We start from the raw sequence: 23,189 nt of genomic DNA on the forward strand, positions 1-23,189 counted from the left end.
ATGACCTTGAAAATCGACCATGCCCGCATCAATGCGGCTATCTCAAAGGCCGAGGAAAAAACCTCCGGCGAAATCACCTGCGTCATCAAGTCCAAGGCGCTCGATTACGGCGAAACCCCGCTCGGCTGGGCGGCCGTCGCGGCCTTTATCGCCCCCCTGCTGCTGGCCACTTTCGGCACCTTGCCGCATGAATGGCTGGAGCCTTTGCTGACCCGCATCTTCGGCTGGAACGGCCTTGGCGTCAGCGGCGATTTCGCCGACTGGGAAGTCCTGATCAGCTACGGCTTCCTTCAGGTCATCGTCTTCGCCGTCATCTATTCGCTGATCCGATTTACCGGCCTGAAGCTGATTCTGACACCTAAAGCCACGCGCAACCGCAAGGCCCACCAGAAGGCGATGGAACAGTTCTATGCCCGCGGCCTGCACCTCACCCAGGCGCAAACCGGCGTTATGATCTTCTGCGCACTGGAAGAACATTTCGTCGATGTCATCGCCGATGCCGGCATCTATGCCAAGGTCGACAAGACCCTGTGGAATGAGACCGTTGCCACCCTGCTTAAGCATGTGAAAGACGGCGACCTGACCGGCGGCTTCGAGGCCGCGGTGGAGAAATGCGGCACGGCCCTGGCGGCACACTTTCCCCCGGGTGAGGATAATCCGAATGAACTGCCTGACGTGCTGATCGAGATTTAACCGCCTCTCTTATACCTCCCCAGTTTGACTGGGGAGGGGGACCGCGCCGCTCTTGCGGCGTGGTGGTGGGATTTCTTGATTTCTTAAACTTCCCTATGGCCTTTATCACCAAGGGCGTTTAAACAGCCCGGCCCTTCTCCCCAAAGGTCGCGCCCATGTCCATCTATTGCGGTATCGATTTCGGTACGTCCAATTCTGCTGTCTGCGTTGGCAAAGGCGACCGGCTGCAACTGGTCCCGATCGAGGGCGAGGCGGTCACCCTGCCCTCGGCCATCTTCTTCAATTTCGAGACCGACCAGACGACTATTGGCCGCGAGGCGATCGCGCAATATCTCGATGGTTACGAAGGCCGGCTGATGCGGGCGCTGAAATCGATCCTCGGCTCGCGCCTGATTGGCGAGACCACGCAGATCGGCACCGGCCGCAAGGATTTCCGCGCCATCATCGGCCTCTACATCGCCGAACTGAAACAGCGCGCCGAAGCCTTTGCCGGCGAGACCATTGAGGATGTGGTACTCGGCCGTCCGGTCCATTTTGTCGATGGCGATCCGGAGGCCGATGCCCGTGCCGAGGCCGAATTGCGCGGCATTGCCGAAGCGCGAGGGTTCAAAAACATCAGCTTTGAATACGAACCCCTGGCGGCGGCACGCGACTATGCGCAAGAGTTGATGGGCGAAGAGATCGTGCTGGTGGTCGATATCGGCGGCGGCACGTCCGATTTCTCGGTGCTGCGGCTGGGCGCGGGCAAGCGGGATATTTTGGCCAATGCCGGCGTTCACATCGGCGGCACCGATTTCGATACCCGCCTCAGCCTCGATACCGCCATGCGCGACCTCGGCTATCGCGGGCGCTTAAAGAACGGCAATGAGATGTCGAGCCAGCCCTATGTGCAACTGGCCACCTGGCACCTGATCAACTTCCTCTATACACAGAAGGCCATGACGAGCCTGCGCCAGACTCACTATCTCTCAGGCGAACGCGAAAAAACGGCGCGCCTGCTGGAGGTCATCGAGCGGCAGGCCGGACACGATATCGCCAACCGGATTGAGAAGGCCAAGATCGCATTATCCGATGCCGAGATGACGACCGTTTTTTTCACTGCTATCGATCCCGAGTGGCAACTGGAGATCAGCCGCGACACCCTAGCGGCCAGCGTTGAAAAGGAAGTCAGTAAGGTGGTAGCCATGGCGCTGGAAACCGTCATCGAACGAGGCGGTCTGGCGCCAGAGGCGATCCAGACCCTGTTCATGACCGGCGGCTCGACCGCCCTGCCCGGCTTTGAAGCGGCTATGCAGGCCGCGTTCCCGGCGGCGCAGATGAACTATGGCGACCGCTTCTCCTCCGTCGCCAGCGGTTTGGGATTGGCAGCGAAGGAACGGTTTAGCGATTGACGCAGACACGACATCATCGCAGAACTGCGACATGAGCAATGATAATCTGACGATCACTGGTTACCGTATTTCAGCAGCCACATATAACAGCTTCTTTGCGGTATATTTACGCCGCAACCTTCTCAGGCTGCCTCGCTTTCTATGGACCTGCGCTTATACTCTGCTGCTCATGCTGATAACAGCTTCAATGCACCACTTCAAAGTGGATGTGTGGGACATAATCACAATGTCCATTTTTTCATTTGTTACTATTTACGTGCTGATTCCGTTCGGAGCCTATTTTGTCGGCATCATACAGTTCACAACAGGCAAAATGCCAAAAGTCAGCCATGCCTTAAGCATAACCGAAGAAGCCGTAACCAAATCTTCTCCACTGGCGATTGTAACCGTACCTTGGTCTGCCCTCCACGCTGTTGACCAGAGCAAACGCACGATTTTCTTTTTCACAAATCGTAGTTGCGCAATTATGATCCCAAAATCAGCATTCGCCTCACAGCAAGCCGCTCAGGACTTTTTATCAGCGGCTAAAGCTTACTGGCAGCAAGCTCGCGTTTAAATAACAACAAATTCTCGCATTTCCGCTTGCGTCCCTATCTGCCTTGTTGTATTAGCACGCTAACACACTACCACAGTGATACAGATGGCTATCGATACCAAAATCAGCAAGCAGGACTCCGATGCGCTCGCCGAAGCGCTGCTTGGCCTGGAAACGATCGAGGAGGTGAAAGCCTTTCTCGATGACCTGTGCACGCCTTCCGAAATGCGGGCCTTCGCCGAGCGCTTCAAGGTGGCGCGCCTGCTCGATGAAGGCCAGTTGTCGTACCGCGAGATTTCCGAGCGCACCGGCGCCAGCACCACCACCGTCACCCGTGTGGCGCGGTTCCTCCGAGAAATGCCGCATCAGGGTTACCGGCGCGTGCTGGACCGGATGAAGACGAAGTAAGAACCCCACCACCCCGCCGCAAGCGCGGGGCAGTCCCCCTCCCCATCAAGATGGGGAGGTATAAGAAGAAGACCATTATGACTGATCGTCGTTTACGCATTGCTGTTCAAAAATCCGGCCGTTTGGCGGATCGCTCCGGCGAGCTGATTTCCGGCGCGGGCCTGCGCATCCTCAAGGGCGCCAACGAACTGCTGTATCGCATTGAGAACCAGCCAATCGACCTGCTGCGCGTGCGTGATGATGACATCCCCACCTTCGTGGCCGATGGCGTCGCCGAACTGGGCATCGTCGGCTACAATGTCCTGGCCGAGCACTTTCCGGACCGCGATCTGGAAGAGATGATCGTCCAGCGCCTGGGCTTTGGTTCCTGCACGCTGAAAGTCGCTGTGCCGAACGATGTCGATTACACCGGTCCGCAATGGCTGGAAGGCAAGCGTATCGCTACCTCCTACCCCAATATTCTGGGCAAATGGTTGAAGGATAATGGCGTCACGGCCGAGATAGTTGAAATGCGCGGCGCCGTCGAAGTGGCCCCGCGCATGAAGATCGCTCACGCCATCTGCGATCTGGTCTCGACCGGCGCGACCCTCGAAGCCAACGGCATGAAGGCGACCGATCTGGTGCTGAAATCCGAGGCCGTGCTGATCAAGGCGCCACATGCCCCGCCCTCGGAACTGGCCCATACCTATGACATGCTGCTGCGCCGCTTCGATGGCGTGACCGCCTCCACCGGCGCCAAGTACGTCATGATGAACGCCCCGAAGACGCATCTTGACGAGATCATCCGCATGATCCCCGGCGCCGATGCCCCGACGATCATGCAACTGGCCGGACGCGAGGACACGGTCGCCGTCCATGCGGTCTGCCAGGAAAACGTGTTCTGGGACACCCTGGACAAGCTGAAAGCGGCCGGCGCCTCGGCGATCCTGGTCCTGCCTATTGAAAAGATGATGAAATAGAAAAGTAAGAAACCCCACCACCACGCCGCAAGAGCGGCGCGGTCCCCCTCCCCATCGAAGATGGGGAGGTATAAAAAGAGGCAATTCTCTTGTACCTCCCCGACTTGTTCGGGGAGGGGGACCATCGAACGCAGTGAAGATGGTGGTGGGGTTTCTTGCTTTCTTTGGTGAAAAACATGAAGACCTTTGTCTGGAAAAATCTGAACGCCGCCGAACGCAAGGCAGCCCTGGCCCGGCCGGAAAACCGCCGCGATGCGCGCGTGGTCGAGACCGTGCGCACTATCTTTGACGACGTAGATGCGCGCGGCTTCGCCGCCGTCTCCGACTGGTCGGTCAAGCTCGATGGCCACGCCCCGCGTTATGTGAAGCTCGACAGCGCCACGGTCGATGCCGCACGCTCAAGCCTGGCCGCCGAAGACCTGGCCGCCATGGAGCTGGCGGTCGAAAACGTCCGCGCCTTCCAGCAAGCCGAACTGCCGACCAATGGCCCCCTGATTGCGCCAAAGCCGGGCTTAAGCCTGCAACGCGTCTATCGCCCGATCACCACCGCCGGTCTCTATATTCCGGGCGGCACCGCGCCACTGTTCTCGACCCTGATCATGACCGCCGTGCCCGCGCTCGTGGCCGGTGTGCCCAACCGCGTCTGCGTCATGCCGCCGGCGCGCGATGGCTCAATCCACCCCATGATGATCGCCACGGCGGCCGCTTCCGGATTAGCAGACATGTGGCTGGTTGGTGGCGCGCACGCCATTGCCGGTCTGGCGCTCGGCGCTTTTGATAATAGCCCCCCTGCCGACAAGCTGTTCGGCCCTGGCAACAAATATGTCGCCGAGGCCAAGCGCCTGGCCACCGAACGCGTCTCCGGCCTCGCCATCGACATGCCGGCCGGCCCTTCGGAACTGCTGGTCATCGCCGACGACACCGCCCATGTGAAACTGGTGGCTGCCGACCTGTTATCACAGGCCGAGCACGACGCTGATGCCCAGGTCATCCTCGTCGCCCTGTCCGCCGATATCACCGCGAAGATCGATGCCGAAGTCGAGGTGCAGGTGTCGCGCCTGCCGCGCGAAACCATTGCCCGCGCCTCGCTGGAACAGGCCCGCCTGTTCGTCGTGTCATCGCTCGAAGAAGCCGCCGAGGTTTCCAATCTCTACGGCCCGGAACACCTGGCGATCCAGGTCGCCGATGTCGACGCCCTGATCCCGCAACTGACCGCCGCCGGCACCATCTTCGCCGGCACCTATGCGGCGGAAACCTTCGGCGACTATGCCGCCGGCCCCAGCCACGTCCTGCCGACCGATGGCGCCGCCCGCGCCTGGGATGGCATCACCGTCCGGTCTTTCCTGACCAGCTTTGTCGTCCAGAAGGCGACCCGCGAAGGCGCCGCCGCCATCGCGCCCGCCGCCGCCCGCCTCGCCCGCCTCGAAGGTCTCGAAGCCCACGCACTTGCGGCGGATTTCAGGCTGGAGATTTGAGATGTTTAAAGTAAGAACCCCCACCACCATTTCGCTACGCTCATGGTCCCCCTCCCCGACAAGTCGGGGAGGTATAAGAAAATATATCCTATCATACCTCCCCATCTCCGATGGGGAGGGGGACCGCGCGCCTCTTAGCGCGGGGTGGTGGGGCATCTTACTTTCCGGCCAAGCCCCAAAAAAGGCATTGTCCCATGTTTAATTCGCCCTTCTCTTCCCTGAACGCTTCCGGTTCCGGACTGGAATCCCTGCCGCCGTCGCTGGAACCGTTGCGCGAACGCATGGCCGATTATTACGGCGTCGAGGCGCACCAATTGATGGTGACGCGTGGCGCCTCGCACGGCATGGAAATTCTGATGCGTCGCCTACGCGTCCACGGCCACGAGTTCCTGTGGGCCGGTGCCGACCATTATCTCGAAGACCTGTGCGGGGTCTACAATCTGACCATCCGCAAGCCGCCGGAAAACGGTCCCTATGCCAAGGGGGGCGGCTTCTGCCTGGTCCACAATCCGCGTCAGACCGATGGCAAGGCGTGGGATATTACCGCCGCGCGCGCCCTGGCGGTCGATCTTTTCCCCACTCTGCTGGTGATCGACGAAAGCTATTTCGACGCCTGCACGGCCACCTCCATGGTCGAACTGGCCACCGTCGAGCCCAATGTGGTGGTGCTGAAAAGCCTGTCCTATCTCTTCGGCATGGCCGGTGCCCGCGTCGGCGCTCTGATCGCCAATACCAAGACCCTTCAGGGCCTGCTGAAATTCTGCGAACCGCACCCCCTGCCGACGCCAAGCGTGCGCGCCGCCGAGGCAGCTCTTTCGCCATCGCGGGCGCTGACCCTGCAATCGCGCGTCGATCTGATCCGAACCGAACAGGCCCGCGTGCGCGAAGCGCTGTCACGATCGAAGCAACTTGAGAGTTTCGACCTCAATGATGGCCCCTTCATGCTGTTGCGTCCCAAGGCCCTGCTGCAAACCCAGACGGCGCTCAAACGACTGGGCCTGAGCCCGCAAGTGACGCCAACCGGCCTGCTGTTGGCCCTTGGGGATGTTGCCACCAATAACCGCATCCTGCGCGCGCTCGATGTGGCCCCGGCGGACAAGGCCCCGCGCGTCGGCGAAATCCTGCGCGACACCAAAGAAACCAAGATCTCGGTGCAGGTCAATCTCGACCAGCCCAAGCCGGTCAAGGTCCATACCGGCGTCGGTTTCTTCGATCACATGCTCGACCAGGTGGCGACGCACGGCGGCTTCTCGCTGCAACTGGCCTGCGAGGGCGACCTTGAAATCGACGCTCACCACACGGTGGAAGACTGTATGCTGGCCTTCGGTCAGGCGCTGAAAATCGCCCTCGGTGATCGCGTCGGCATGGCGCGCTTCGGCTTTGTGCTGCCGATGGATGAAACGGAGGCCAAGGTCTCGATTGATCTGGGCGGCCGGCCATTCTGCGTCTTCAAGGGCGAGTTCCAGTCCACCCATATCGGTGATTATCAGACTGAGATGACGGCGCACGCCTTCCGCTCGCTGTCGGAAACCCTGGGGGCATCAATCCATGTCGAAGTCAGTGGCGGCAATGATCACCACAAGACGGAAGCTTGTTTCAAGGCGCTCGGTCGTGCCCTGCGCCAGGCGACGCGCATCGAAGGCGATGCCCTGCCCTCCACCAAGGGGATGCTCGCTTGACCAGGGTCACGGACCCTGGACCCATTAGTTTGTTGGATTTTGAAATGACCGGCAACGGCACTGAAATCATTGTTATAGAAATAGGCTGCGCGAACACCGCCTCCGTTCTCTTCGCGCTGGAACGTCTGGGCGCAGAAGCCCGCCTCAGTTCCGATCCGGCGGAGATCGCGGCCGCCAGCAAGGTCGTCCTGCCCGGCGTCGGCGCGGCGGGCTTTGCCATGGCGCGCATCCATGAGCTGGGTCTGTTCGATACCATTCGCGGCCTGAAAGTGCCCCTGCTCGGCGTCTGCCTCGGCCAGCAACTGCTGTTTGAAGGTTCCGAAGAAGGCGATGTCTCGTGCCTCGGCCTGATCCCCGGTCGCGTGACCAAAATGACCGCCACGCCGGATATGGTCGTACCGCATATGGGCTGGAACCAATTGGAAGTTCTTAAAGCCGATCCGCTGACCGCTGGCGTGACAAATGGGGACTTCGCTTATTTCGTCCACAGCTATGTCTGTCCGGTCAATAAGTACACACTGGCGACCAGCACCTATGGCCAACCGTTTGCCGCCATGGTGCGCAAGGGCAATGTGTTCGGCTGCCAGTTTCACCCCGAACGCTCCTCCGCCGTCGGCGCCCAGATTTTGAAGAATTTTGTAAGCCTATGATCCTTTACCCCGCCATCGACCTGATCAACGGTGAATGCGTCCGTCTGGCGCAGGGCCGCTTCGACGCCGTGACGAAATACGATTCCGACCCGTTCAAGCGCCTGGCCCTGTTCAATGAAGAATTCGCGCAATGGGTCCATATCGTCGATCTCGACGGCGCCAAGGCCGGCTCCCCGCAACAACATGAACTGATCGGTCAACTGGCCAAGGCTTCGCGCGCTAAGATCCAGACTGGCGGCGGCGTACGTACCCGCGAACACGTCCAAACCCTGCTTGACCAGGGCGTTTCGGCCGTCGTGGTCGGCTCGGCGGCAGTAAAAAATCCGGAAGAGGTGCGCGGCTGGCTGCGCGATTTCGGCAAGGACCGCATTACGCTGGCGCTCGATGTGCTCCCAACGAAAGATGGCGATTTCGATGCCGCCCTGCATGGCTGGGTCGAAGGTTCCGGCATTTCGCTGTGGGACGTGCTCGACTATTATCCCTTCGGCGTGGCCCAGCGCATTCTGGTTACTGATGTATCGCGCGACGGGATGCTGATGGGCCCGAACATGGACCTGATGAAGGCCCTGCGCAAAAAGCGCCCCGATCTCGAAATACAGGCCTCCGGCGGCGTGAAATCCGTGGAAGACCTTTATGATTTGAAGGCCCTGGGTGTCCATGGCGCCATTGTCGGCAAAGCCATCTACGAAGGTATCATCGACTTAAAGGCTGCTCTAAATGTTGGCTAGACGCATTATCCCCTGCCTCGATGTCAAGGACGGCAAGGTCGTCAAGGGCGTGCAGTTTGTCGGCCATGAAATCCTCGGTGACGCCGTCGACATGGCCCTGCGTTATCGTGACGAAGGCGCCGATGAACTGGTGCTGTATGACATAACCGCCTCCGCTGAAGGCCGCACAGTTGATTACAACTGGGTGCGTGATATCGCCCGTGCGCTCGATATTCCGTTCTGCGTGGCGGGTGGCATCCGTTCAGCCGAACAGGCGGTGATGTGCCTGAACAGCGGCGCCGACAAGGTGTCGATCAATTCGCCCGCCCTGGAGCGTCCGGACCTGATCAACGAACTGGCCGAAATGGCCGGCTCGCAGTGCGTGGTCGTCGGCATCGACAGCCGCGAAATGGACAACGATTACTATGTCCACCAGTATTCCGGCGATCCGGACAAAATTCGTCAGGTGGGTCGCCGCACGCTTGACTGGGTCGTCGAAGCGAAGACCCGCGGTGCTGGCGAAATCGTTCTTAACTGCATGAATCAGGACGGCGTGCGTAAGGGCTATGATATCAAACAGTTACGGCTGGTTCGTGATCTGATAGATATACCGCTGGTGGCGTCCGGCGGCGCCGGTGCGCCCGAGCATTTCGAGGCCGTCTTCGAGCAGGCCGATGTGTCCGGAGCGCTTGCCGCCAGCGTGTTCCACAAGAAAATCATTGCCATACCGGACCTGAAGCGTGATCTTCGCGCCGCCGGAATTGCCGTACGGATCTGATATGCCCGAAGCCCACAAACTGCCCAATCCGCTCACCGTCGCCGATATCGACCAAATCGACTTCGCCAAGGGCGGCGGCCTCGTGCCTGCTGTAGTGCAGGACGCTGACACCCTCCAGGTGCTTCTGCTCGGCTATATGAACGTCGAAGCCCTGAAAGCCACCCTGCAGGGCGGGCTCGTCACCTTCTGGTCGCGCTCGAAGAACCGCCTGTGGAAGAAGGGCGAGACCTCCGGCGACACGCTAGAACTCGACCGCATCCTGACCGATTGCGACGAGGACGCCCTGCTCGTCTATGCCCGTCCGAACGGACCGACCTGCCACACGAAAACGACCTCCTGCTTCGGCCACGAAGACGCGCCCGGCATCGGCTTCATGGGCCACCTGGCGCATGTGGTGCAGGACCGCGCCAAGGCGCCGCCGGCCGACAGCTACACCGCCCGCCTGATGCACAAAGGCGTGGCCAAGATTGCCCAGAAGGTTGGCGAGGAAGGTCTGGAAACAGCACTTGCCGGACGCGCCGGCGATCTTGATGAACTGCACAATGAAGCCGCCGACCTGCTTTATCACCTGTCGGTGCTGCTGATGGCGCGCGACACCAAGCTTGAAAACGTTTTGGATATCCTGCGGGAGCGTCACAAAGGCTGATTTACAGATCACGCCTTTTGTGATCATTTACGGCGTGTAATCGGGGCTACGCCTTTATGGCCAAACATCATATTCTTGTCGGCGCCAACGCCATGTTCTCGCCGCGCGGCCGTATTAACCGCCTGCAATTCGTGCTGAACTTCTGGGCCTGCCAGGTATTGATCTTCGTCATCTGGTTCGGTATCGCCATTTTGCCGGATGCCCTGAGCGACGAATGGGCCGCCAGACTGGACCAGCCGCTGAACTGGCTGACCATGGTGCTGACGGTCCTTCTTTATTTTGCCCTTTTCTGTCTGTGCGCCACACGCCTGCATGATGTCGGCCTGTCGGCCTGGCTGGGCCTGATCCTGTTCGCCGGTTTTATCCCTGGCCTGATCAGCAGCATCGGCAGCGACGCCATCGAAGCCGCCGGCCTGACCGATATGGTCAACTTCATCGCCTTTCTCGGCAATCTGGCAGTCCTGATACTGGGCATTGCCCTGTCGGTCTGGCCTGGGCAGCCAGAGGAAAACATCTATGGTCCTTCGCCGGACCAAACCTAAAACCGCAATAATCAGGGGGGCTGACATGCAAAAACCAAAATTTTTTATACCCATCCAGCAATGGCTTTCGCCTAAGGGGCGGATCAGTCGTCTGCAATACTTCGTTTACGGCCTGATCCTGGCTGCCGTCTTCATGGGCGTTTTCCTCGGCCTTATCATCGGTGACGAACTTAAAATCGACGAGGAAGGGCATGTCGCCACTCTCTTTGATTTCGGTATTAATGCCGCTCTGCAACTGGCACTGATCTACACTCTTTTCTGTCTGGCCTCCAAAAGGCTTCATGACCTGAGTTGGCCGGCCTGGCTGGCCTTATTGCTCATCATCGACATCCCGGTCGATCTGGCGGCTGACCTGGCGCGGCTCTATATGACCCTGCCGGAAGGTGCGGAAACAACGGTCAAAATCATCGACGGCCTGGTTAAGATTGCCAGTCTGGGCATAGGCTTGAATTTGACGTTTCGTCCCGGTGACAAAGGGGCGAACAAGCATGGCCCTGATCCCCTTCGGCCGCCGCCTGCGCCGATCGATGTTTTTTAATCCTGCAAATTGCGGCCGATAGCGCGGCGGATCATCAGGCGCTGGTCCGGCGCCATATCGCCCAGAATGCCACGCATCTCCGGTGGCAGGTGCCCGCCTGCCTCCCCGCTGAAAACCAGATGATCGAACATCGCCTGCCATGCTTTGTTCTGGTCCGCCGGCAAGTCGCGCAGGCCCAGCATGGCCAGCATCAGCACCAGCATCGGCGCGCCCATTTCCGCGCCCGCCGTATTCCACCAGTAATTGACCTGAACATTCAGGTCCTCGCTGGAAGAGACATGATGCCACCACATATAGGGCACATAGAGACCATCCCCCGGCTCCAGGTTGGCGACCATAGCGTTGGCCAGCGCTTCGCGGAAACGCGGATGGGCGTCAAAATCCGGTTTTTCCAGCGACGCCATCGAGGTCGGCACGCCTGAAATCGTTGCTTCCAGTGGCCCCATATAGAGGTTCTTCGTCTGGTCAGGCGGAAACAGCACAAAGCGCTTACGTCCGGCCACCATGCAGACCAGGTTGTAGTTGATATCGAAATGGGTCTGGGTCACGGCGCGATTGCCAACCCAGATGCGCGGCTCCGCCCCCGGTATATTCAATGGATTCTCTGCCTTGAAACGCGGCATGTAATCCTTCAGCGGCGCCGACTGGATATAGATGCGCTCCGCGCCCGCCTGCCCCCTCAGCTCATTCAGGCGGTCAAGCGTCATTTTCAGGGGAATGGCCGCGCGCTGGAAATTGAAGCCGGCAGAACCCTCATCATAGAAATATTTGCCGTCGCCGCCCGGCGCCTGGCGAAAGGTTTCGGCGAGCCTGCCGGCATCGCACGCCTTCAGGTAGTCGATCATTTCTCCCGGCGATCGTCGTGCCCGTTCCACGGCCGGCCACGCACTGACCAATCCCTTGAGGATAACCGGCACATCACGCCCGGCCAGGTGTGCCGCCACCTCATCGGGACCAATATCGTGCCTGATTTCGACGGATGGAAAATCCATTAAGCCTCCGGAAGATGCGCAGGTGTAGAATAAACGCGGATCAGCGACAACCACTTTACAGGTCGTTCTGCCGGGCATAGCCTGCCCCGTACGCCGGGAATCCGCCATGATCCAATTCCTCCTTTCGCCAAAGGGCCGCATCAGCGGCACGCAATTCTTCTCTGGTATCGCCATCGCCATGCTGGTCATGGTGGTTATAGGCTTTGCGCTCGGCACTGTGCCTTCGCTTGACGGGCCGATAATCCTGAGCCTCTGCTGGCTCTTGCTCGCCTGGCCGCTCGTGTGCCTGCTGGTCAAGCGGCTGCATGATACCGGACGCGGGGCACGGTGGCTGTGGGGACTGGCACCGCAGGCCATCCTGGCCGTTCTTTCGCTCGCTATGGGCGGTTTCATCCCCGTCATCATGCTGTGGCTGATGACCCTGCTTGGCGTACTGGCCAATCTTGCCTGCTGGAGCCTGCTGTTCTTCCTGGCCCTGAAACCGGGCGATGAAGGCGAAAATGCCTATGGCCCTGATCCTCATCTCAAGGACCAGGCGGCGTGACCCGTTTACCGCAGGCGGGGATAATTGCCGCCGCCTGATTGCTCGCCTGATTGCCCTCTGGCGCGTTTCACGTCATGGTTACTGCCAATAATTTGTCTGCCCGCCGTCTAAAGGCATATGCGTTACCGGCTACTATAAATCCGAAGGTCTCCTCCCGTGTCCTGGTTGTTTAATCTGCTGAGCGGACTGGTCGCCGTACTGATATCGGCGGCGCTTCTGCACTTTGGCGGCTCGGCCGGAGCCCCGCCACATGACCCGCCTTCCGCGGCGGCGCCCAATAATACCGGACTGCCGGATAGCACGCCCGCAAAAGACGACGCTTCCCGTCAAAGCTGATTCGGCGCAAACGTGACAAAAAGCTTTGCGAAAAGCGTAAGTTGACGTAGCTTTCTCCTGCCGGGAGAACCCGCCTCTCTCCTGGAAATGCGCCGCATGGCTGAAGAAGATCGGTTCATGTAAAACTGGCCTCAGGATACTGTGAATGAAACCACCCCGCTCCCCGCTTCCCCCCTCCGAGCCGAAAACCATTTTCGGCCGTTCCAAATTGCGGCCGCTTTTCGATGAGCCGGAAGCCGTGGCCGGACCGGCGGAGCTTGTGGCGAAAAGCTCCGAGGCTGGAGAGGTGGGAGAGATGAACGATATTCTCGAAGCGCCCTTCGATAACCCGACGCATGTGGCGACCGATACCCGTCCTGAACCTATTCCGGAGGCCAGCCCGGAAGCCATGCCAGCGCCAGAGCCGGAATTAAGCGCCGAAGACAAACCCACGCCGGAACCGGCACCTATCAGAGCCATTCTGGATATTCCCGAACTCAGGGCCGAACTGAAACCGCCCCCCGAAACCACGCCGCCGGTCAGGATGCACAAGACACCCGCGCAATCCAGCCGTTCCGTCAGCGCACAGAAGGTCAAGCCGGAAAGCGTGGCCCGAAAAGCGGCGCCTTCGTCCATTCTGCTGTGGGGGCTGGCCACCTTCGCCAGCCTGCTGTGGGCCTGCGGCCTGGCCGCCTTCGCCCTGGGCGCCCAGACCGACCTGGCGGCCCTGGCCTATGAACCTTTCAAGATCGTTGTGCTGGTTTTCCTGGCCCTCTTCCCCACCGGCCTGATCTTCGCCACTGCCTTTGCCCTGCGCAATGCCGCCATCCTGTCGCGCCAGGCCGACCGCGCCGCGCAACTGGCCGATACCCTGATGGCGCCGGCTGCTTCCGCCGCCGCCCAAACCGGTGATCTGGTGGCCGCCCTGCGTGAACAGGTCGATCATGCCGTTCGCGCCGTCCGTCTCGCCCATGCCGATGTCACCGAACTGAGCGCGCAACTGAAGGCCGAAACCGACCGCCTGACCGAGGCCGCGACCAATGCCCGCGCGGCGGCACAAAACGTTACCCAATCCCTGGCCCATGAACGCGAATCCATGGGCGCGCTCAGCCAGTCGCTGAGCGTACAGTCGAGCGGCATTATCGAAGCCGTTGACCGTCAGGCGCGCATGGTGGCCGATGCCTCCGACCTGGCCCAGACGCAGTTGCGCGAAGCCGAGGCCAGCCTGGCCGCTTCCACCAGCGCCGTGGTCACGGCCTCGGCCGATGTGGCCGATATCGCCCGCACCGCCGCCGAAGACCTCGATCGCCAGACCGTGCGCCTGGAAACCGCCGGTTCAGGCGTCGTCGACCAGGTGCGCAGTGTCGAGGAGGGGCTGTCCCAGCAACGCGCCGAACTGGTTTCGGCTGCCCTTTCCCTGCGTGCCGATCAGGAGGATTTCGCCGTCCATATCGAAAACCAACGCGCCCAACTGACCGAGGCGCTTTCGATCACCCGTGTCGCCACGATCGATCTGGGCGAAACCTCGGCACGCGGCATCGACGTGCTGCGCGATATTGTTGTTTCGGCCCAGGAGCATTTCCAGGCCGTTCAGGGTGCCGCCGAGAACGAGCGCACGGCCTTCGAGACCCGCATCCACGCCACCCTCTCCAATATCTCGCTGATGGCGGCCGACGCCCGTGACGATCTGGTCGAGGAGACCCGCAAGGCGCTGGAACAGCTCAACACCTCGGCCGAAGACGCCAAACGCGCCGCCGATCAGGCGTCGCAAACTGCGCAGATGCGTGTGGATCGGCTCAATGAATCGATCTTCGAGGCCAGCAAGAAGGCCGACGAGGTCTTTGATACGCGCTTCGCCGCCGCTCGTCGCCTGATCGAGGAATCGGCTGACCTGATCGGTGAGGCCGGTGACCAGACGGCACAAAAACTGGATGCCAGCTTCGCCCACACCCGCCAGACCATTGCCGAGGTCAATGAGGCGCTGAACGACCTGGCCACCGGCGCCGACCAGTTGCCCACCATTGCCCAGGCGCGCATCGTCGAAATTCGTCAGAGTGTCGAAGACGGCATCAATGCCATGCTGGAAGCCGCCCGCAAGGCGTCACAGGAAACCGAGGCTGTCGACAATGCCTTCCAGGAACGGGTCAAGCGCAATTACGACATGCTGACCGAGGCCGTGCGTTTGATGGGCGTCATATCCGGCGATCAGTCCCAGAGCAACGAACCGGTCGCACGCGAACGCGATTTTGGTCGCCCGGCCGCGCCCCGCAGATCACCCGAACCACCTGCCCCGGCACCAGCGCCTGCCCCAGTGCAACCTTCCGTTACCCGCGCGCGTCTCCTGCCGTTGAGTGTGCCGGCGTCGGAACGGGCGGCGGCCGCGCCTGCGCCGCAACGTGAAGCCCGCCCGGCCCGCGCCGTTCAGGATGGCTGGTCCTGGCGTGAACTGCTCGGCGGTATGGAAGGCCGCGACAAGACGCCGGAGCCAGCGGCAACCGCACCCCAGGCAGCGGTAGAACCCCCGCCCGATCCGGAATTCGACAGCCTGGATGATGTGATGGTCGCCGAGGTCAGCGCCATGGGAATAGATGCCGCGGCACTGCTCGGCCGCGCCCGGATCGAAGAAGTCATCGGCGCCATTATGGCCGAGGACAATGAAGGGGCTCGCCTAGTCGTCCGCCGTGTCGCCCCCGCCGCTATCCGCCGCCTCAGTCGGCGGCTGCTGGCCGATGCGCCCCTGCGGCAACAGGCCAATGATTTCGCCACCGCCTATGACCAGCAGATCAATATGGGCTTGCTTGCCAAGGATGCGATCCGAGAACTGAACGAGGTTCTGGGCAGCGATTCCGGCCGTGCCTATCTGCTGCTTGATGCCGCGCTCAGCGATTTGATATGAGACTTGTTCTCCGCGAAGAGACCTTCCCGATCGCCGGGCGGTTCACCATTGCGCGCGGCTCGAAGACCGAAGCGCAAGTCCTCTATGTCGAACTGGAAGACCAGGGCTGTGTCGGCCGCGGCGAGGCCGTGCCCTATGCCCGTTATGGCGAAAGTATCGCGCAATCCGTGGCCGATATCGAGGCTGTGCGCAGTCGTATTGAGGCCGGTTTAAGTTTCAGCGACCTGCATGACCTTCTCCCGGCCGGCGCGGCGCGCAATGTCATAGATTGCGCCCTGTGGGATCTGAACGCCAAACTGACCGGCATTCCGGCCTGGCGCGCCGCCGGTCTGAAACGCCTCGATCCGCTGAAAACCGCCTATACCTTAAGCCTCGACACGCCCGAAGCCATGGGAGTGCAGGCCGCCGCCAATGCCCGCCGTCCCCTGCTCAAGCTCAAGATCGGCGGGCCGGACGATCTCGACCGCATCGAGGCGGTACGGGCCAACGCGCCGAAATCGCGCCTTATCGTCGATGGCAATGAGGGTTTGAATTTCGATGACCTTGTGCGCATGGCGCCGGAGATGCAGAAGCTAGATGTCAAACTGATCGAACAGCCACTGAAAGTTTCGGAAGACGAGCAGTTGCTGGGCTATTCATCTCCCGTGCCCTTGTGCGCCGATGAGAGCCTGCATACCCGCGCCGAACTGGACCGCTGCGCGCGGCTCTACAGCCATATCAATATCAAGCTCGACAAGACCGGCGGTCTGACCGAGGCCCTGGCGCTCAAAACCGCGGCCATCGAGGCCGGGCTTGGCCTCATGGTCGGCTGCATGGTGGCGACCTCACTTTCGATGGCCCCGGCCATGCTGGTGGCGCAAGGGGCCGAATTCGTCGATCTCGACGGCCCGCTTCTGCTGGCGCGCGACCGAGAGCACGGGCTGGAGATAACCGGCTCCATCCTGCATCCGCCCAGGCCGGAATTGTGGGGCTAATCCCTCACCGCCATCAGCCGCGCCCGCTGGCTGTAAAGCCACGCGGCGGCACATAATCCCAACCCGGCCACGCCCGCCATTACGCCGTAACCTTTAGCGGCAAAGGCCACGTAAATGGCACCGGAAACGATCGTGCCCAGCCCCATCATGACACCATTGGCATAGGCGGCATTGACCGTCTGGCCCAGGCTTTCATAGCCTTTCGGGCTCAGGCGCTGCACCAGTTCCAGACCGGCTAGATAGGTTGCGGCGAACGACAGGGCGTGCAGGCATTGCAACGGATAAAGCGCCCACAACGGCGGCGAAAAGGCCATCAGCCCCCAGCGCGCCACCGCGAAAATCCCGGCGACGACCAGCATCCGCCACGGACCAGCCTTTCGCCTGATCCCCTCGCCCCGCCACATGAAGACCACCTCAGCCACCACACCGACCGCCCACAGATAGCCGCAGGTGCTTGATGAGAAACCGCGTTCCTTCCAGATGATGGTCGAAAAGGCGTAGTAGAAACTGTGCGACGCCTGCAGGCAGCCGATAGCCGCCAGCAGCCACAGGAAGCCTTCATCGCGCATCAGGACTTTCAGACGCGCGAATCCGTCCCCAGCAGACTCCAGCGGCGCATGTCCGGGGCGTTCAAGACCGGCCAGCAGATAACGGCCGCCCAGCGCTGTCAGAATGGCCGCCACCACCAGCCAGACAAGGATCAGGTCTGTCGGCCAGATCACCAGCAGGAAACCCAGAACGATATTGGTGACGATAAATGAACTGGAGCCGACCGCGCGCGGAATGGCGTAGGCGAAATTTTCCAGCCGTGACAATTGCATGGTCATGGCATCATTGAGCGGTGCCAGGCTGGTCATGCAACTGAACGCCAGGGTGTAGAGCGCCAGATAAAGCGGAAAGCGCAGTCCCGGCAGCCATCCGCCCGTCGCCATCAGGGCGTAGAACAGCGCCCCCAAACAGGCCAGCCACACCAGCGGTGTGCGGTAGAGCCTGAAACCGTCGGCCCACAGGCCACTGACCGGCCCGGTCAGCGCTCGCAGCAGCAAAGGCGCGGCCAGTATGATGCCAATCTGCCCGGCCGTCATGCCATGAGTCTTCAGCCACAGCGGCATGAAAGGCAGGGACGCGCCAGTGCCGGCATAGGCCAGGGCGTAGAATATGGCCTGCCGGCGCAGTGTCGTCAGAGGGAAAGGGGTTGTGAGCGCGGGCATTTTACGTCTTAGTGATATCCAACAATTTGCCCATTTAAACTCAAGATTATGACTGACTCTGTGATTCCCAAGAAAAGCGCGCCGGTGCGCGGCCTTTATCCTGATATCGAGCCCTATGACAGCGGTCATATGCCGACCGGCGGCAAACACAAGATATATTATGAGCAGAGCGGCAATCCCCAGGGCCTGCCGGTCGTGGTGGTGCATGGCGGTCCCGGCGGCGGCACCTCGCCCAACCTGCGCGGCTACTTCAATCCGGACGGCTACCGCATTATCCTGTTCGATCAGCGCGGCTGCGGAAAATCGACGCCGCACGCTTCGGAAGACATTTCGCTCGAAGACAACACCACCTGGCATCTGGTCGCCGACATGGAAGCCCTGCGCCAGAAGCTGGGCATCGAGAAATGGGTCGTCTTCGGCGGTTCCTGGGGCTCAACCCTCTCTCTCGCCTATGCCCTCACCCATCCGGAACGTGTCAGCGGCCTGATCCTGCGCGGCATCTTCCTGGTGCGCAAATCGGAACTGGACTGGTTCTATCAGGAAGGCGCCAGCCATCTCTATCCGGATATATGGGAAAAATTCGTCGCGCCCATCCCCGAGGGCGAACGCGGTGACCTGCTCTCCGCCTATATCAAGCGGCTGAATGGCCCGGATCGCGCCGAAAGCGTGCGCTGCGCCCTGGCCTGGAGCGGCTGGGAAGGCGACACCCTCTCCATCGACGGGCCGTCCGAAGTGGCGTCGAAATTCTCCGATCCGGCCTTCGCGCTCGCCTTTGCGCGGATCGAAAGCTGGTATTTCAAAAATGGCGGTTTTTTCGAGAATGAGAACTGGGTGCTGGAGAATATCGGTCGCATCCGCCATATCCCCGGCTGGATCGTACAGGGCCGCTACGATGTGGTGACGCCTATGGCCACCGCCTGGGACCTGAAAAAAGCCTGGCCCGAAGCCCGCTTCAACCTGGTGAAAAAGGCCGGTCACTCGTCGAGTGACCCTGGTATCCTCGAAGGTCTGGTGGCGGCCGCCGATGAGGCTTTGGTCGCTTTAAGCTAAGGAACGACCGGCGTTGTCCGGCCGGTCATGGCGCCGTTGGCCGTGGGGTCGGCGGCGGCCGGTTTGTTGTTATTATCCGCGCCGGGTTTGTCATGCGATCCTGACGGCGCGATCAGGATAACGGCGATCACCAGACCGATAATCACGAACAGCACGATCGCCACCCACAGCGAGCGTCGGCTTTCCGTTTTCGTGACTGGAGGTTCGTTCGTCGTCATGAGTGCAGGATAGAGCGCACGGCATAAGAAATCAGCGTGGAGTGAAGTAAGACACCCCACCACCATCTTCGCTTCGCTTTATGGTCCCCCCTCCCCGACAAGCGGGGAGGAACAAGAACAAAGGCGCTTCACCTGCTCCTCCCCGCTTGTCGGGGAGGGGGACCGCACGAGCCCGCGCAGCGGCGAGATGTGGTAGTGGGGTTTCTGACTTGTTAAAGCGGTGCTTTGGTCAACGCCTATTCAAACCTTTGAAAAATAGACGCCTGCCTCGGCAGTTCCTGATAACGGTGGACCTTGACGCCCAGCACCAGGCCGAAGCCGGTCATCACCATCAGCATGGCAGAGCCGCCATAGGAGACCAGTGGCATGGGCACGCCGACCACCGGGAACAGGCCCATGACCATGGCGCCATTGATCAGCACATAGAGCGCGAAGGTGGCCGTGGCCCCTGCCGCCGCCAGCCGCCCGAAGTGCGAGTGCGACAGCGAGGCCATGCGCAGGGCCATCAGGATGATCAGGGCATAGAGCAGGAAGATAACGAAGCCACCCGCAAAGCCCAGTTCCTCGCAGACCGCCGCCATGATGAAGTCCGTGTGCTTTTCCGGCAAAAAGTTGAGCTGGCTTTGCGAGCCGAGGCCCAGCCCCTTGCCCAGCAGGCCGCCGGAGCCCATGGCGATTTTCGATTGCAGGATATGGTAACCGTCACCGGACGGATCGCCTTCGGGATTGAGGAAGGTCAGGATGCGTTTCTTCTGGTAATCATGCAGCACGTACTGGAAGGCCAGCGGTACGGTAATCACCGCGCCCACGGCCGCCGCCGCGATGATCTTCCAGTTCAGGCCGGCCAGGATCATCACCGACGCGCCGGTCAGTGAGATCAGCACGGCGGTGCCGAGATCGGGCTGGTGCATGACGAGCGTTGCCGGCACGCCGATCATGGCGGCGGGGATCAGCAGCTTCCAGGAGAGATTAGCGTCCTTGGCCGAGCATTCGTGATAAAAGCGCGCCAGGGCGAGCACAATGGCCAGTTTCATGAATTCGGACGGCTGGAAAGAAAGCGGCCCCAGGCTAAGCCAGCGCTGGGCCCCCATGCGCACATCACCCACCGCCTCGACCGCGATCAGCAGCAGCAGCGAGCCCCCGTAAAACCAGTAGGCCCCCATCAGCCAGATGCGCAGGTCGACCAGTGCCAAAGCGCACATCATCACCAGGCAGACGCAGAAGAAGATCAGTTGCTTATAGGCCCACGGATCCCACTTCATGCCGCCGACGCTATAAAGCAGCAGGATGCCGATGCCGGTCAGACAGCATAGAAGTCCGACGAACAGCCAGTCGATCTGGGCGATCTTGCTTTCATAACGATCGCGTTGTCCGGGACGTGAGAGGGCGGAATCGACCATGGAATGACCTAAGTGCTTGTCGGCAAGGTATCGGGTGGCGGGGGAGCTGCGCCAGCATCGTCTTCAGGCAGCGGCACATCGCTGAGGGGTTTGTCGACCAGGTCCGCCGGGTTGACCCCGATAATGCGTTTCTGGATTTCAGGGTCTTTCAGCAAGGCCATGCGCATGATTTCGCGCGCCTTGGGTGCGGCCGACGAAGACCCCCAGCCACCGTGCTGCACGATAACGCTCATCGCGTATTTGGGCGCATCGGCCGGGGCGAAGGCCACGAACCAGGCGTGGTCGCGCTTTTCCCATTCCAGATGCAGGGTCGCCCGCGAACCGGATTTGATGGTATGCGATTGCGCCGTGCCGGTCTTGCCCGCCATCATGATCGGCCCCAGGTCGAGCTTGGCAAAGCCCGCGGCCGTACCGCTGGTCACCACATCAGCCATGGCGGCCCGGACGAAGGCAATGTGATTCGGATCGGCGGCCAGGTCTTCAAATTCGGTTTCTTTATAGGGCTTCCCCCCCACGGACTTGACCAGGCGCGGCAGGACGGCCTTGCGCCCATTCGCCAGCCGTGACACCGCCACGCAGTTTTGCAGGGCATTCACATTGGTAAAGCCCTGCCCGATGCCCATGGAAGGTGTTTCGCCCGGCTGCCATTTAGGATCCTTGGGACGCCAGGGCTTGCTGCCATCGAAATAGGCCCGTTTCCAGGCCGTATCGGGAACAACCCCCGCCTTTTGCCCTTCTATGCCGATATCGAAAATCTGCCCCAGGCCGAATTTCCGCGCCAGGGCAGCGATCTTATCCGGCCCCACCGACAGGGCGCACTGATAGAAATAGACATCGCACGAGGTGACGATAGCGCCGTGCAGGTCCAGCGTGCCGTGATGCGAGTCACAGTGGAAAACGTGATTGCCGAACGGAAACACACCATTGCAGGTGTGGGTCGTCTTGGGATCGTAGCCGTTTTCGAGTGCCGCCAACGCCACCAGGGTCTTGAAGGTCGAACCCGGCGGATAGGTGCCGGACAGCGCCTTGTCGAGCAGGGGCACGCGATCATAATCGTGCAGAAGCTTGTAGGCGTCGCTGGAAATACCCGAAACGAACAGGTTGGGATCGAAACCGGGGCTTGAGGTCATGCACAGGACCTCGCCGGTATGGATATCCATCATGACGCAGGAACCGGAATCCTGGCCGAAGACCTCGATGGCGCGCTGCTGGATATCCGCATCGAGCGTCAGGACGATGTCCTTGCCGGGAACGGGTTCGATCGAGCCTTCGTCGTCCTGAGCCACCACCTTGCCGCGTGCATCGACCTCGACCTTTTTGCCGCCGGCCACGCCGCGCAGGTCCTTGTCGAAGGCCCGTTCGATGCCGGTCTTGCCGATGCGGAAACTGGGGTGGTGCAGGAGGTTAAAATCGGTTTCCGAGGCGTTCTTTTCGTTGTCGAGATCCTTCTGGTTCACCTTCGAGACATAGCCGACGACATGCGAGAAGGCACCGCCGTAATAATAGGCGCGCATTTCATCCATATCGGCCACGACGCCGGGAATATCGTTGGCGTAAAGACTGACCTTGGAGAAATCCTCCCAGCTCAGGTCGCCGGCGATAATGGTCGGCACCGAGCGCTGGTTCTGATTAATGTCGCGCAAAATACGGCGGCGGCTGGCAAGGGTCTGCGGCAGGACGTAGGAGACCTGATCGAGCGTGTCGTCAATGTTCTTGACCTCGTTGGTCTCGATCATGACACGGAAGGACGGCCGATTGCCGGCTATCAGCTTGCCGTTGCGGTCATAGATATTGCCGCGCGGTGGCGTTATCAACCGGAAATTGTACTGATTGGCGGCCGACAGCTTCTTGTACTTGCCGCCCTGTACGATCTGTAAGTGCGCCAGCCGACCGGTGAGCGCAAACATGCCGAACGCCACCAGCCCGCCCATCAGGAAGATGCGCCGGGTGAACATGCCCTGGCGTTCATTTACATCGGTAAAGACAAGTGAAGGTTCAGCCATCTTTCACCCCGCTCACATGAACCGGACGTCGGAATGGAGGTACTTTTCCAGCAGGATCAGTACGAACGGAAACATCAATGTGGTGGCGAATGCCTGCTCGACCACGCCCCACAGGCGGGCCACCGCACCGGTATCGATAAAGGTCAGCAGGACGCACAGGCTGAAAAAGATGAATTCCGTCAGGAGGAACAGACCGAACAGTACAATCCATTCCTGGCCGATCAGGTAGGTCCGCGCAAGGGCCAGCACGCCATAAACCAGCACGAGGCTGAACGTCCAGAAGCCGAGCGGCGCCCCCCAGAAGAAGTCGAGAAAGAAACCAAGCCCACCCAGGACAAAGGGGGCGATGTAAGAGGGCCGGATCAGCGGCCAGGCGAAGGCCAGGATGAAGGGCGACACCGGCTCAGGCAAATAGAAGCCAAAAGGCTGGAAGGCCGTGGCGAGGACAATGGTCAGGGCCACGCTCATCAGGGCCGGTGCCAGAATCCAGTCCCAGGGCGTAATAACCTTGGAAGCCATGCTGGCCCGGACGCCGCGATTGATCACCGTGCCGCCGAACGGACGCTTTCTGGGCCCCAACATGCC

24 protein-coding genes are annotated in these 23,189 nt (G+C 60.8%); 18 read left to right on the plus strand and 6 right to left on the minus strand.

The annotated features are described in order from the left end of the window. The 13 genes from BLO49_RS04600 (at window position 1) to BLO49_RS04660 (ending at window position 11,001) form a co-directional block, all read left to right on the plus strand. Complete coding sequence (locus tag BLO49_RS04600) at window positions 1-693, plus strand: TPM domain-containing protein (protein WP_090644744.1); 693 nt, start codon at window positions 1-3, stop codon at window positions 691-693. Window positions 694-848: 155 nt separating this feature from the next. Next, window positions 849-2,084 carry an Hsp70 family protein gene (locus BLO49_RS04605; protein WP_090644748.1) on the plus strand — a complete coding sequence of 412 codons (1,236 nt, stop codon included), beginning with the start codon at window positions 849-851 and terminating at the stop codon, window positions 2,082-2,084. Window positions 2,085-2,115: 31 nt separating this feature from the next. Next, a complete protein-coding gene (locus BLO49_RS04610) occupies window positions 2,116-2,640 on the plus strand; it encodes a YcxB family protein (RefSeq protein WP_170828205.1) in 525 nt (174 codons plus the stop codon). 84 nt (window positions 2,641-2,724) lie between these two features. Further along, window positions 2,725-3,027, plus strand: a complete 303-nt coding sequence (locus BLO49_RS04615; protein ID WP_090644751.1) for a YerC/YecD family TrpR-related protein — start codon at window positions 2,725-2,727, stop codon at window positions 3,025-3,027. A 77-nt stretch (window positions 3,028-3,104) separates the two neighbouring features. After that, window positions 3,105-3,986: an ATP phosphoribosyltransferase gene (gene hisG / locus BLO49_RS04620; protein WP_090644753.1), complete on the plus strand. Its 882-nt coding sequence runs from the start codon at window positions 3,105-3,107 to the stop codon at window positions 3,984-3,986. Window positions 3,987-4,162: 176 nt separating this feature from the next. Continuing rightward, on the plus strand, window positions 4,163-5,461 hold the full coding sequence (gene hisD, locus BLO49_RS04625; RefSeq protein ID WP_090646128.1) for a histidinol dehydrogenase: 1,299 nt from the start codon (window positions 4,163-4,165) through the stop codon (window positions 5,459-5,461). A 194-nt stretch (window positions 5,462-5,655) separates the two neighbouring features. Then, a complete protein-coding gene (gene hisB, locus BLO49_RS04630) occupies window positions 5,656-7,140 on the plus strand; it encodes an imidazoleglycerol-phosphate dehydratase HisB (RefSeq protein ID WP_090644756.1) in 1,485 nt (494 codons plus the stop codon). A 29-nt stretch (window positions 7,141-7,169) separates the two neighbouring features. Beyond that, the gene (gene hisH, locus BLO49_RS04635) at window positions 7,170-7,790 is read left to right on the plus strand and encodes an imidazole glycerol phosphate synthase subunit HisH (protein ID WP_342670329.1); all 621 of its coding nucleotides are present in this window, start codon (window positions 7,170-7,172) and stop codon (window positions 7,788-7,790) included. Beyond that, window positions 7,787-8,518, plus strand: a complete 732-nt coding sequence (hisA, locus tag BLO49_RS04640; protein ID WP_090644759.1) for a 1-(5-phosphoribosyl)-5-[(5-phosphoribosylamino)methylideneamino]imidazole-4-carboxamide isomerase — start codon at window positions 7,787-7,789, stop codon at window positions 8,516-8,518. The genes hisH and hisA overlap by 4 nt, the downstream gene beginning before the upstream one ends. Further along, window positions 8,508-9,275: an imidazole glycerol phosphate synthase subunit HisF gene (gene hisF / locus BLO49_RS04645; protein WP_090644761.1), complete on the plus strand. Its 768-nt coding sequence runs from the start codon at window positions 8,508-8,510 to the stop codon at window positions 9,273-9,275. The genes hisA and hisF overlap by 11 nt, the downstream gene beginning before the upstream one ends. Window position 9,276: 1 nt before the next feature. Further along, a complete protein-coding gene (gene hisIE, locus BLO49_RS04650) occupies window positions 9,277-9,921 on the plus strand; it encodes a bifunctional phosphoribosyl-AMP cyclohydrolase/phosphoribosyl-ATP diphosphatase HisIE (protein ID WP_090644764.1) in 645 nt (214 codons plus the stop codon). 56 nt (window positions 9,922-9,977) lie between these two features. Next, window positions 9,978-10,463 (plus strand): DUF805 domain-containing protein, encoded by a 486-nt coding sequence (locus BLO49_RS04655; RefSeq protein WP_090644766.1) that lies wholly within the window; start codon window positions 9,978-9,980, stop codon window positions 10,461-10,463. Between the two features lie 25 nt (window positions 10,464-10,488). After that, on the plus strand, window positions 10,489-11,001 hold the full coding sequence (locus BLO49_RS04660) for a DUF805 domain-containing protein (RefSeq protein WP_170828206.1): 513 nt from the start codon (window positions 10,489-10,491) through the stop codon (window positions 10,999-11,001). On the opposite strand, the gene BLO49_RS04665 is transcribed toward BLO49_RS04660, so the two are convergent. Then, the gene (locus BLO49_RS04665; protein ID WP_170828207.1) at window positions 10,998-11,993 is read right to left on the minus strand and encodes a cupin-like domain-containing protein; all 996 of its coding nucleotides are present in this window, start codon (window positions 11,991-11,993) and stop codon (window positions 10,998-11,000) included. The two genes, BLO49_RS04660 and BLO49_RS04665, sit on opposite strands and share 4 nt — an antisense overlap. Window positions 11,994-12,099: 106 nt before the next feature. On the opposite strand from BLO49_RS04665, the gene BLO49_RS04670 reads away from it, so the two are divergent. From BLO49_RS04670 to dgcA, 4 genes are all read left to right on the plus strand, one after another. Continuing rightward, window positions 12,100-12,537, plus strand: coding sequence for a DUF805 domain-containing protein (locus BLO49_RS04670; protein WP_090646133.1), 438 nt, complete (start codon window positions 12,100-12,102; stop codon window positions 12,535-12,537). A 156-nt stretch (window positions 12,538-12,693) separates the two neighbouring features. Continuing rightward, complete coding sequence (locus BLO49_RS04675) at window positions 12,694-12,873, plus strand: hypothetical protein (RefSeq protein WP_090644774.1); 180 nt, start codon at window positions 12,694-12,696, stop codon at window positions 12,871-12,873. Window positions 12,874-13,018: 145 nt separating this feature from the next. Beyond that, complete coding sequence (locus tag BLO49_RS04680; RefSeq protein WP_090644777.1) at window positions 13,019-15,748, plus strand: tipN; 2,730 nt, start codon at window positions 13,019-13,021, stop codon at window positions 15,746-15,748. Then, a complete protein-coding gene (dgcA, locus tag BLO49_RS04685; protein WP_090644780.1) occupies window positions 15,745-16,722 on the plus strand; it encodes an N-acetyl-D-Glu racemase DgcA in 978 nt (325 codons plus the stop codon). The genes BLO49_RS04680 and dgcA overlap by 4 nt, the downstream gene beginning before the upstream one ends. Here the strand turns inward: dgcA and BLO49_RS04690 are convergent. Beyond that, window positions 16,719-17,933, minus strand: coding sequence for an MFS transporter (locus BLO49_RS04690; protein WP_170828208.1), 1,215 nt, complete (start codon window positions 17,931-17,933; stop codon window positions 16,719-16,721). The two genes, dgcA and BLO49_RS04690, sit on opposite strands and share 4 nt — an antisense overlap. A gap of 48 nt (window positions 17,934-17,981) precedes the next feature. Here BLO49_RS04690 and pip point away from each other — a divergent pair, with 48 nt between their 5' ends. Further along, window positions 17,982-18,983, plus strand: coding sequence for a prolyl aminopeptidase (gene pip, locus BLO49_RS04695; protein WP_090644785.1), 1,002 nt, complete (start codon window positions 17,982-17,984; stop codon window positions 18,981-18,983). On the opposite strand, the gene BLO49_RS18130 is transcribed toward pip, so the two are convergent. The 4 genes from BLO49_RS18130 to BLO49_RS04710 all read right to left on the minus strand — a co-directional run bounded on the left by BLO49_RS18130 (window position 18,980) and on the right by BLO49_RS04710 (window position 23,186). Then, complete coding sequence (locus BLO49_RS18130; RefSeq protein WP_139159619.1) at window positions 18,980-19,201, minus strand: hypothetical protein; 222 nt, start codon at window positions 19,199-19,201, stop codon at window positions 18,980-18,982. The genes pip and BLO49_RS18130 overlap by 4 nt on opposite strands. A 236-nt stretch (window positions 19,202-19,437) precedes the next feature. Further along, complete coding sequence (gene rodA, locus BLO49_RS04700) at window positions 19,438-20,601, minus strand: rod shape-determining protein RodA (protein ID WP_090644788.1); 1,164 nt, start codon at window positions 20,599-20,601, stop codon at window positions 19,438-19,440. Between the two features lie 8 nt (window positions 20,602-20,609). Then, a complete protein-coding gene (mrdA, locus tag BLO49_RS04705; protein WP_090644791.1) occupies window positions 20,610-22,604 on the minus strand; it encodes a penicillin-binding protein 2 in 1,995 nt (664 codons plus the stop codon). Between the two features lie 12 nt (window positions 22,605-22,616). Beyond that, the gene (locus BLO49_RS04710; protein WP_245678856.1) at window positions 22,617-23,186 is read right to left on the minus strand and encodes a hypothetical protein; all 570 of its coding nucleotides are present in this window, start codon (window positions 23,184-23,186) and stop codon (window positions 22,617-22,619) included. Between the last annotated feature and the right edge of the window lie 3 nt (window positions 23,187-23,189).

The organism is Asticcacaulis taihuensis (genome assembly GCF_900100255.1).
Taxonomy (GTDB): domain Bacteria; phylum Pseudomonadota; class Alphaproteobacteria; order Caulobacterales; family Caulobacteraceae; genus Asticcacaulis; species Asticcacaulis taihuensis.

Excerpts from the sequence above, each read along its gene's own strand:
- BLO49_RS04655 (WP_090644766.1), top strand. The coding sequence starts at position 9,978 with ATGGCCAAACATCATATTCTTGTCGGCGCCAACGCCATGTTCTCGCCG.
- mrdA (WP_090644791.1), bottom strand. The coding sequence starts at position 22,604 with ATGGCTGAACCTTCACTTGTCTTTACCGATGTAAATGAACGCCAGGGC.
- hisA (WP_090644759.1), top strand. The coding sequence starts at position 7,787 with ATGATCCTTTACCCCGCCATCGACCTGATCAACGGTGAATGCGTCCGT.
- BLO49_RS04610 (WP_170828205.1), top strand. The coding sequence starts at position 2,116 with ATGAGCAATGATAATCTGACGATCACTGGTTACCGTATTTCAGCAGCC.
- rodA (WP_090644788.1), bottom strand. The coding sequence starts at position 20,601 with ATGGTCGATTCCGCCCTCTCACGTCCCGGACAACGCGATCGTTATGAA.
- BLO49_RS04665 (WP_170828207.1), bottom strand. The coding sequence starts at position 11,993 with ATGGATTTTCCATCCGTCGAAATCAGGCACGATATTGGTCCCGATGAG.
- hisD (WP_090646128.1), top strand. The coding sequence starts at position 4,163 with ATGAAGACCTTTGTCTGGAAAAATCTGAACGCCGCCGAACGCAAGGCA.
- BLO49_RS04660 (WP_170828206.1), top strand. The coding sequence starts at position 10,489 with ATGCAAAAACCAAAATTTTTTATACCCATCCAGCAATGGCTTTCGCCT.
- BLO49_RS04605 (WP_090644748.1), top strand. The coding sequence starts at position 849 with ATGTCCATCTATTGCGGTATCGATTTCGGTACGTCCAATTCTGCTGTC.
- hisG (WP_090644753.1), top strand. The coding sequence starts at position 3,105 with ATGACTGATCGTCGTTTACGCATTGCTGTTCAAAAATCCGGCCGTTTG.
- BLO49_RS04615 (WP_090644751.1), top strand. The coding sequence starts at position 2,725 with ATGGCTATCGATACCAAAATCAGCAAGCAGGACTCCGATGCGCTCGCC.
- hisB (WP_090644756.1), top strand. The coding sequence starts at position 5,656 with ATGTTTAATTCGCCCTTCTCTTCCCTGAACGCTTCCGGTTCCGGACTG.
- BLO49_RS18130 (WP_139159619.1), bottom strand. The coding sequence starts at position 19,201 with ATGACGACGAACGAACCTCCAGTCACGAAAACGGAAAGCCGACGCTCG.
- BLO49_RS04690 (WP_170828208.1), bottom strand. The coding sequence starts at position 17,933 with ATGCCCGCGCTCACAACCCCTTTCCCTCTGACGACACTGCGCCGGCAG.
- hisIE (WP_090644764.1), top strand. The coding sequence starts at position 9,277 with ATGCCCGAAGCCCACAAACTGCCCAATCCGCTCACCGTCGCCGATATC.
- BLO49_RS04670 (WP_090646133.1), top strand. The coding sequence starts at position 12,100 with ATGATCCAATTCCTCCTTTCGCCAAAGGGCCGCATCAGCGGCACGCAA.
- BLO49_RS04710 (WP_245678856.1), bottom strand. The coding sequence starts at position 23,186 with ATGTTGGGGCCCAGAAAGCGTCCGTTCGGCGGCACGGTGATCAATCGC.
- BLO49_RS04600 (WP_090644744.1), top strand. The coding sequence starts at position 1 with ATGACCTTGAAAATCGACCATGCCCGCATCAATGCGGCTATCTCAAAG.
- pip (WP_090644785.1), top strand. The coding sequence starts at position 17,982 with ATGACTGACTCTGTGATTCCCAAGAAAAGCGCGCCGGTGCGCGGCCTT.
- dgcA (WP_090644780.1), top strand. The coding sequence starts at position 15,745 with ATGAGACTTGTTCTCCGCGAAGAGACCTTCCCGATCGCCGGGCGGTTC.
- BLO49_RS04680 (WP_090644777.1), top strand. The coding sequence starts at position 13,019 with ATGAAACCACCCCGCTCCCCGCTTCCCCCCTCCGAGCCGAAAACCATT.
- hisF (WP_090644761.1), top strand. The coding sequence starts at position 8,508 with ATGTTGGCTAGACGCATTATCCCCTGCCTCGATGTCAAGGACGGCAAG.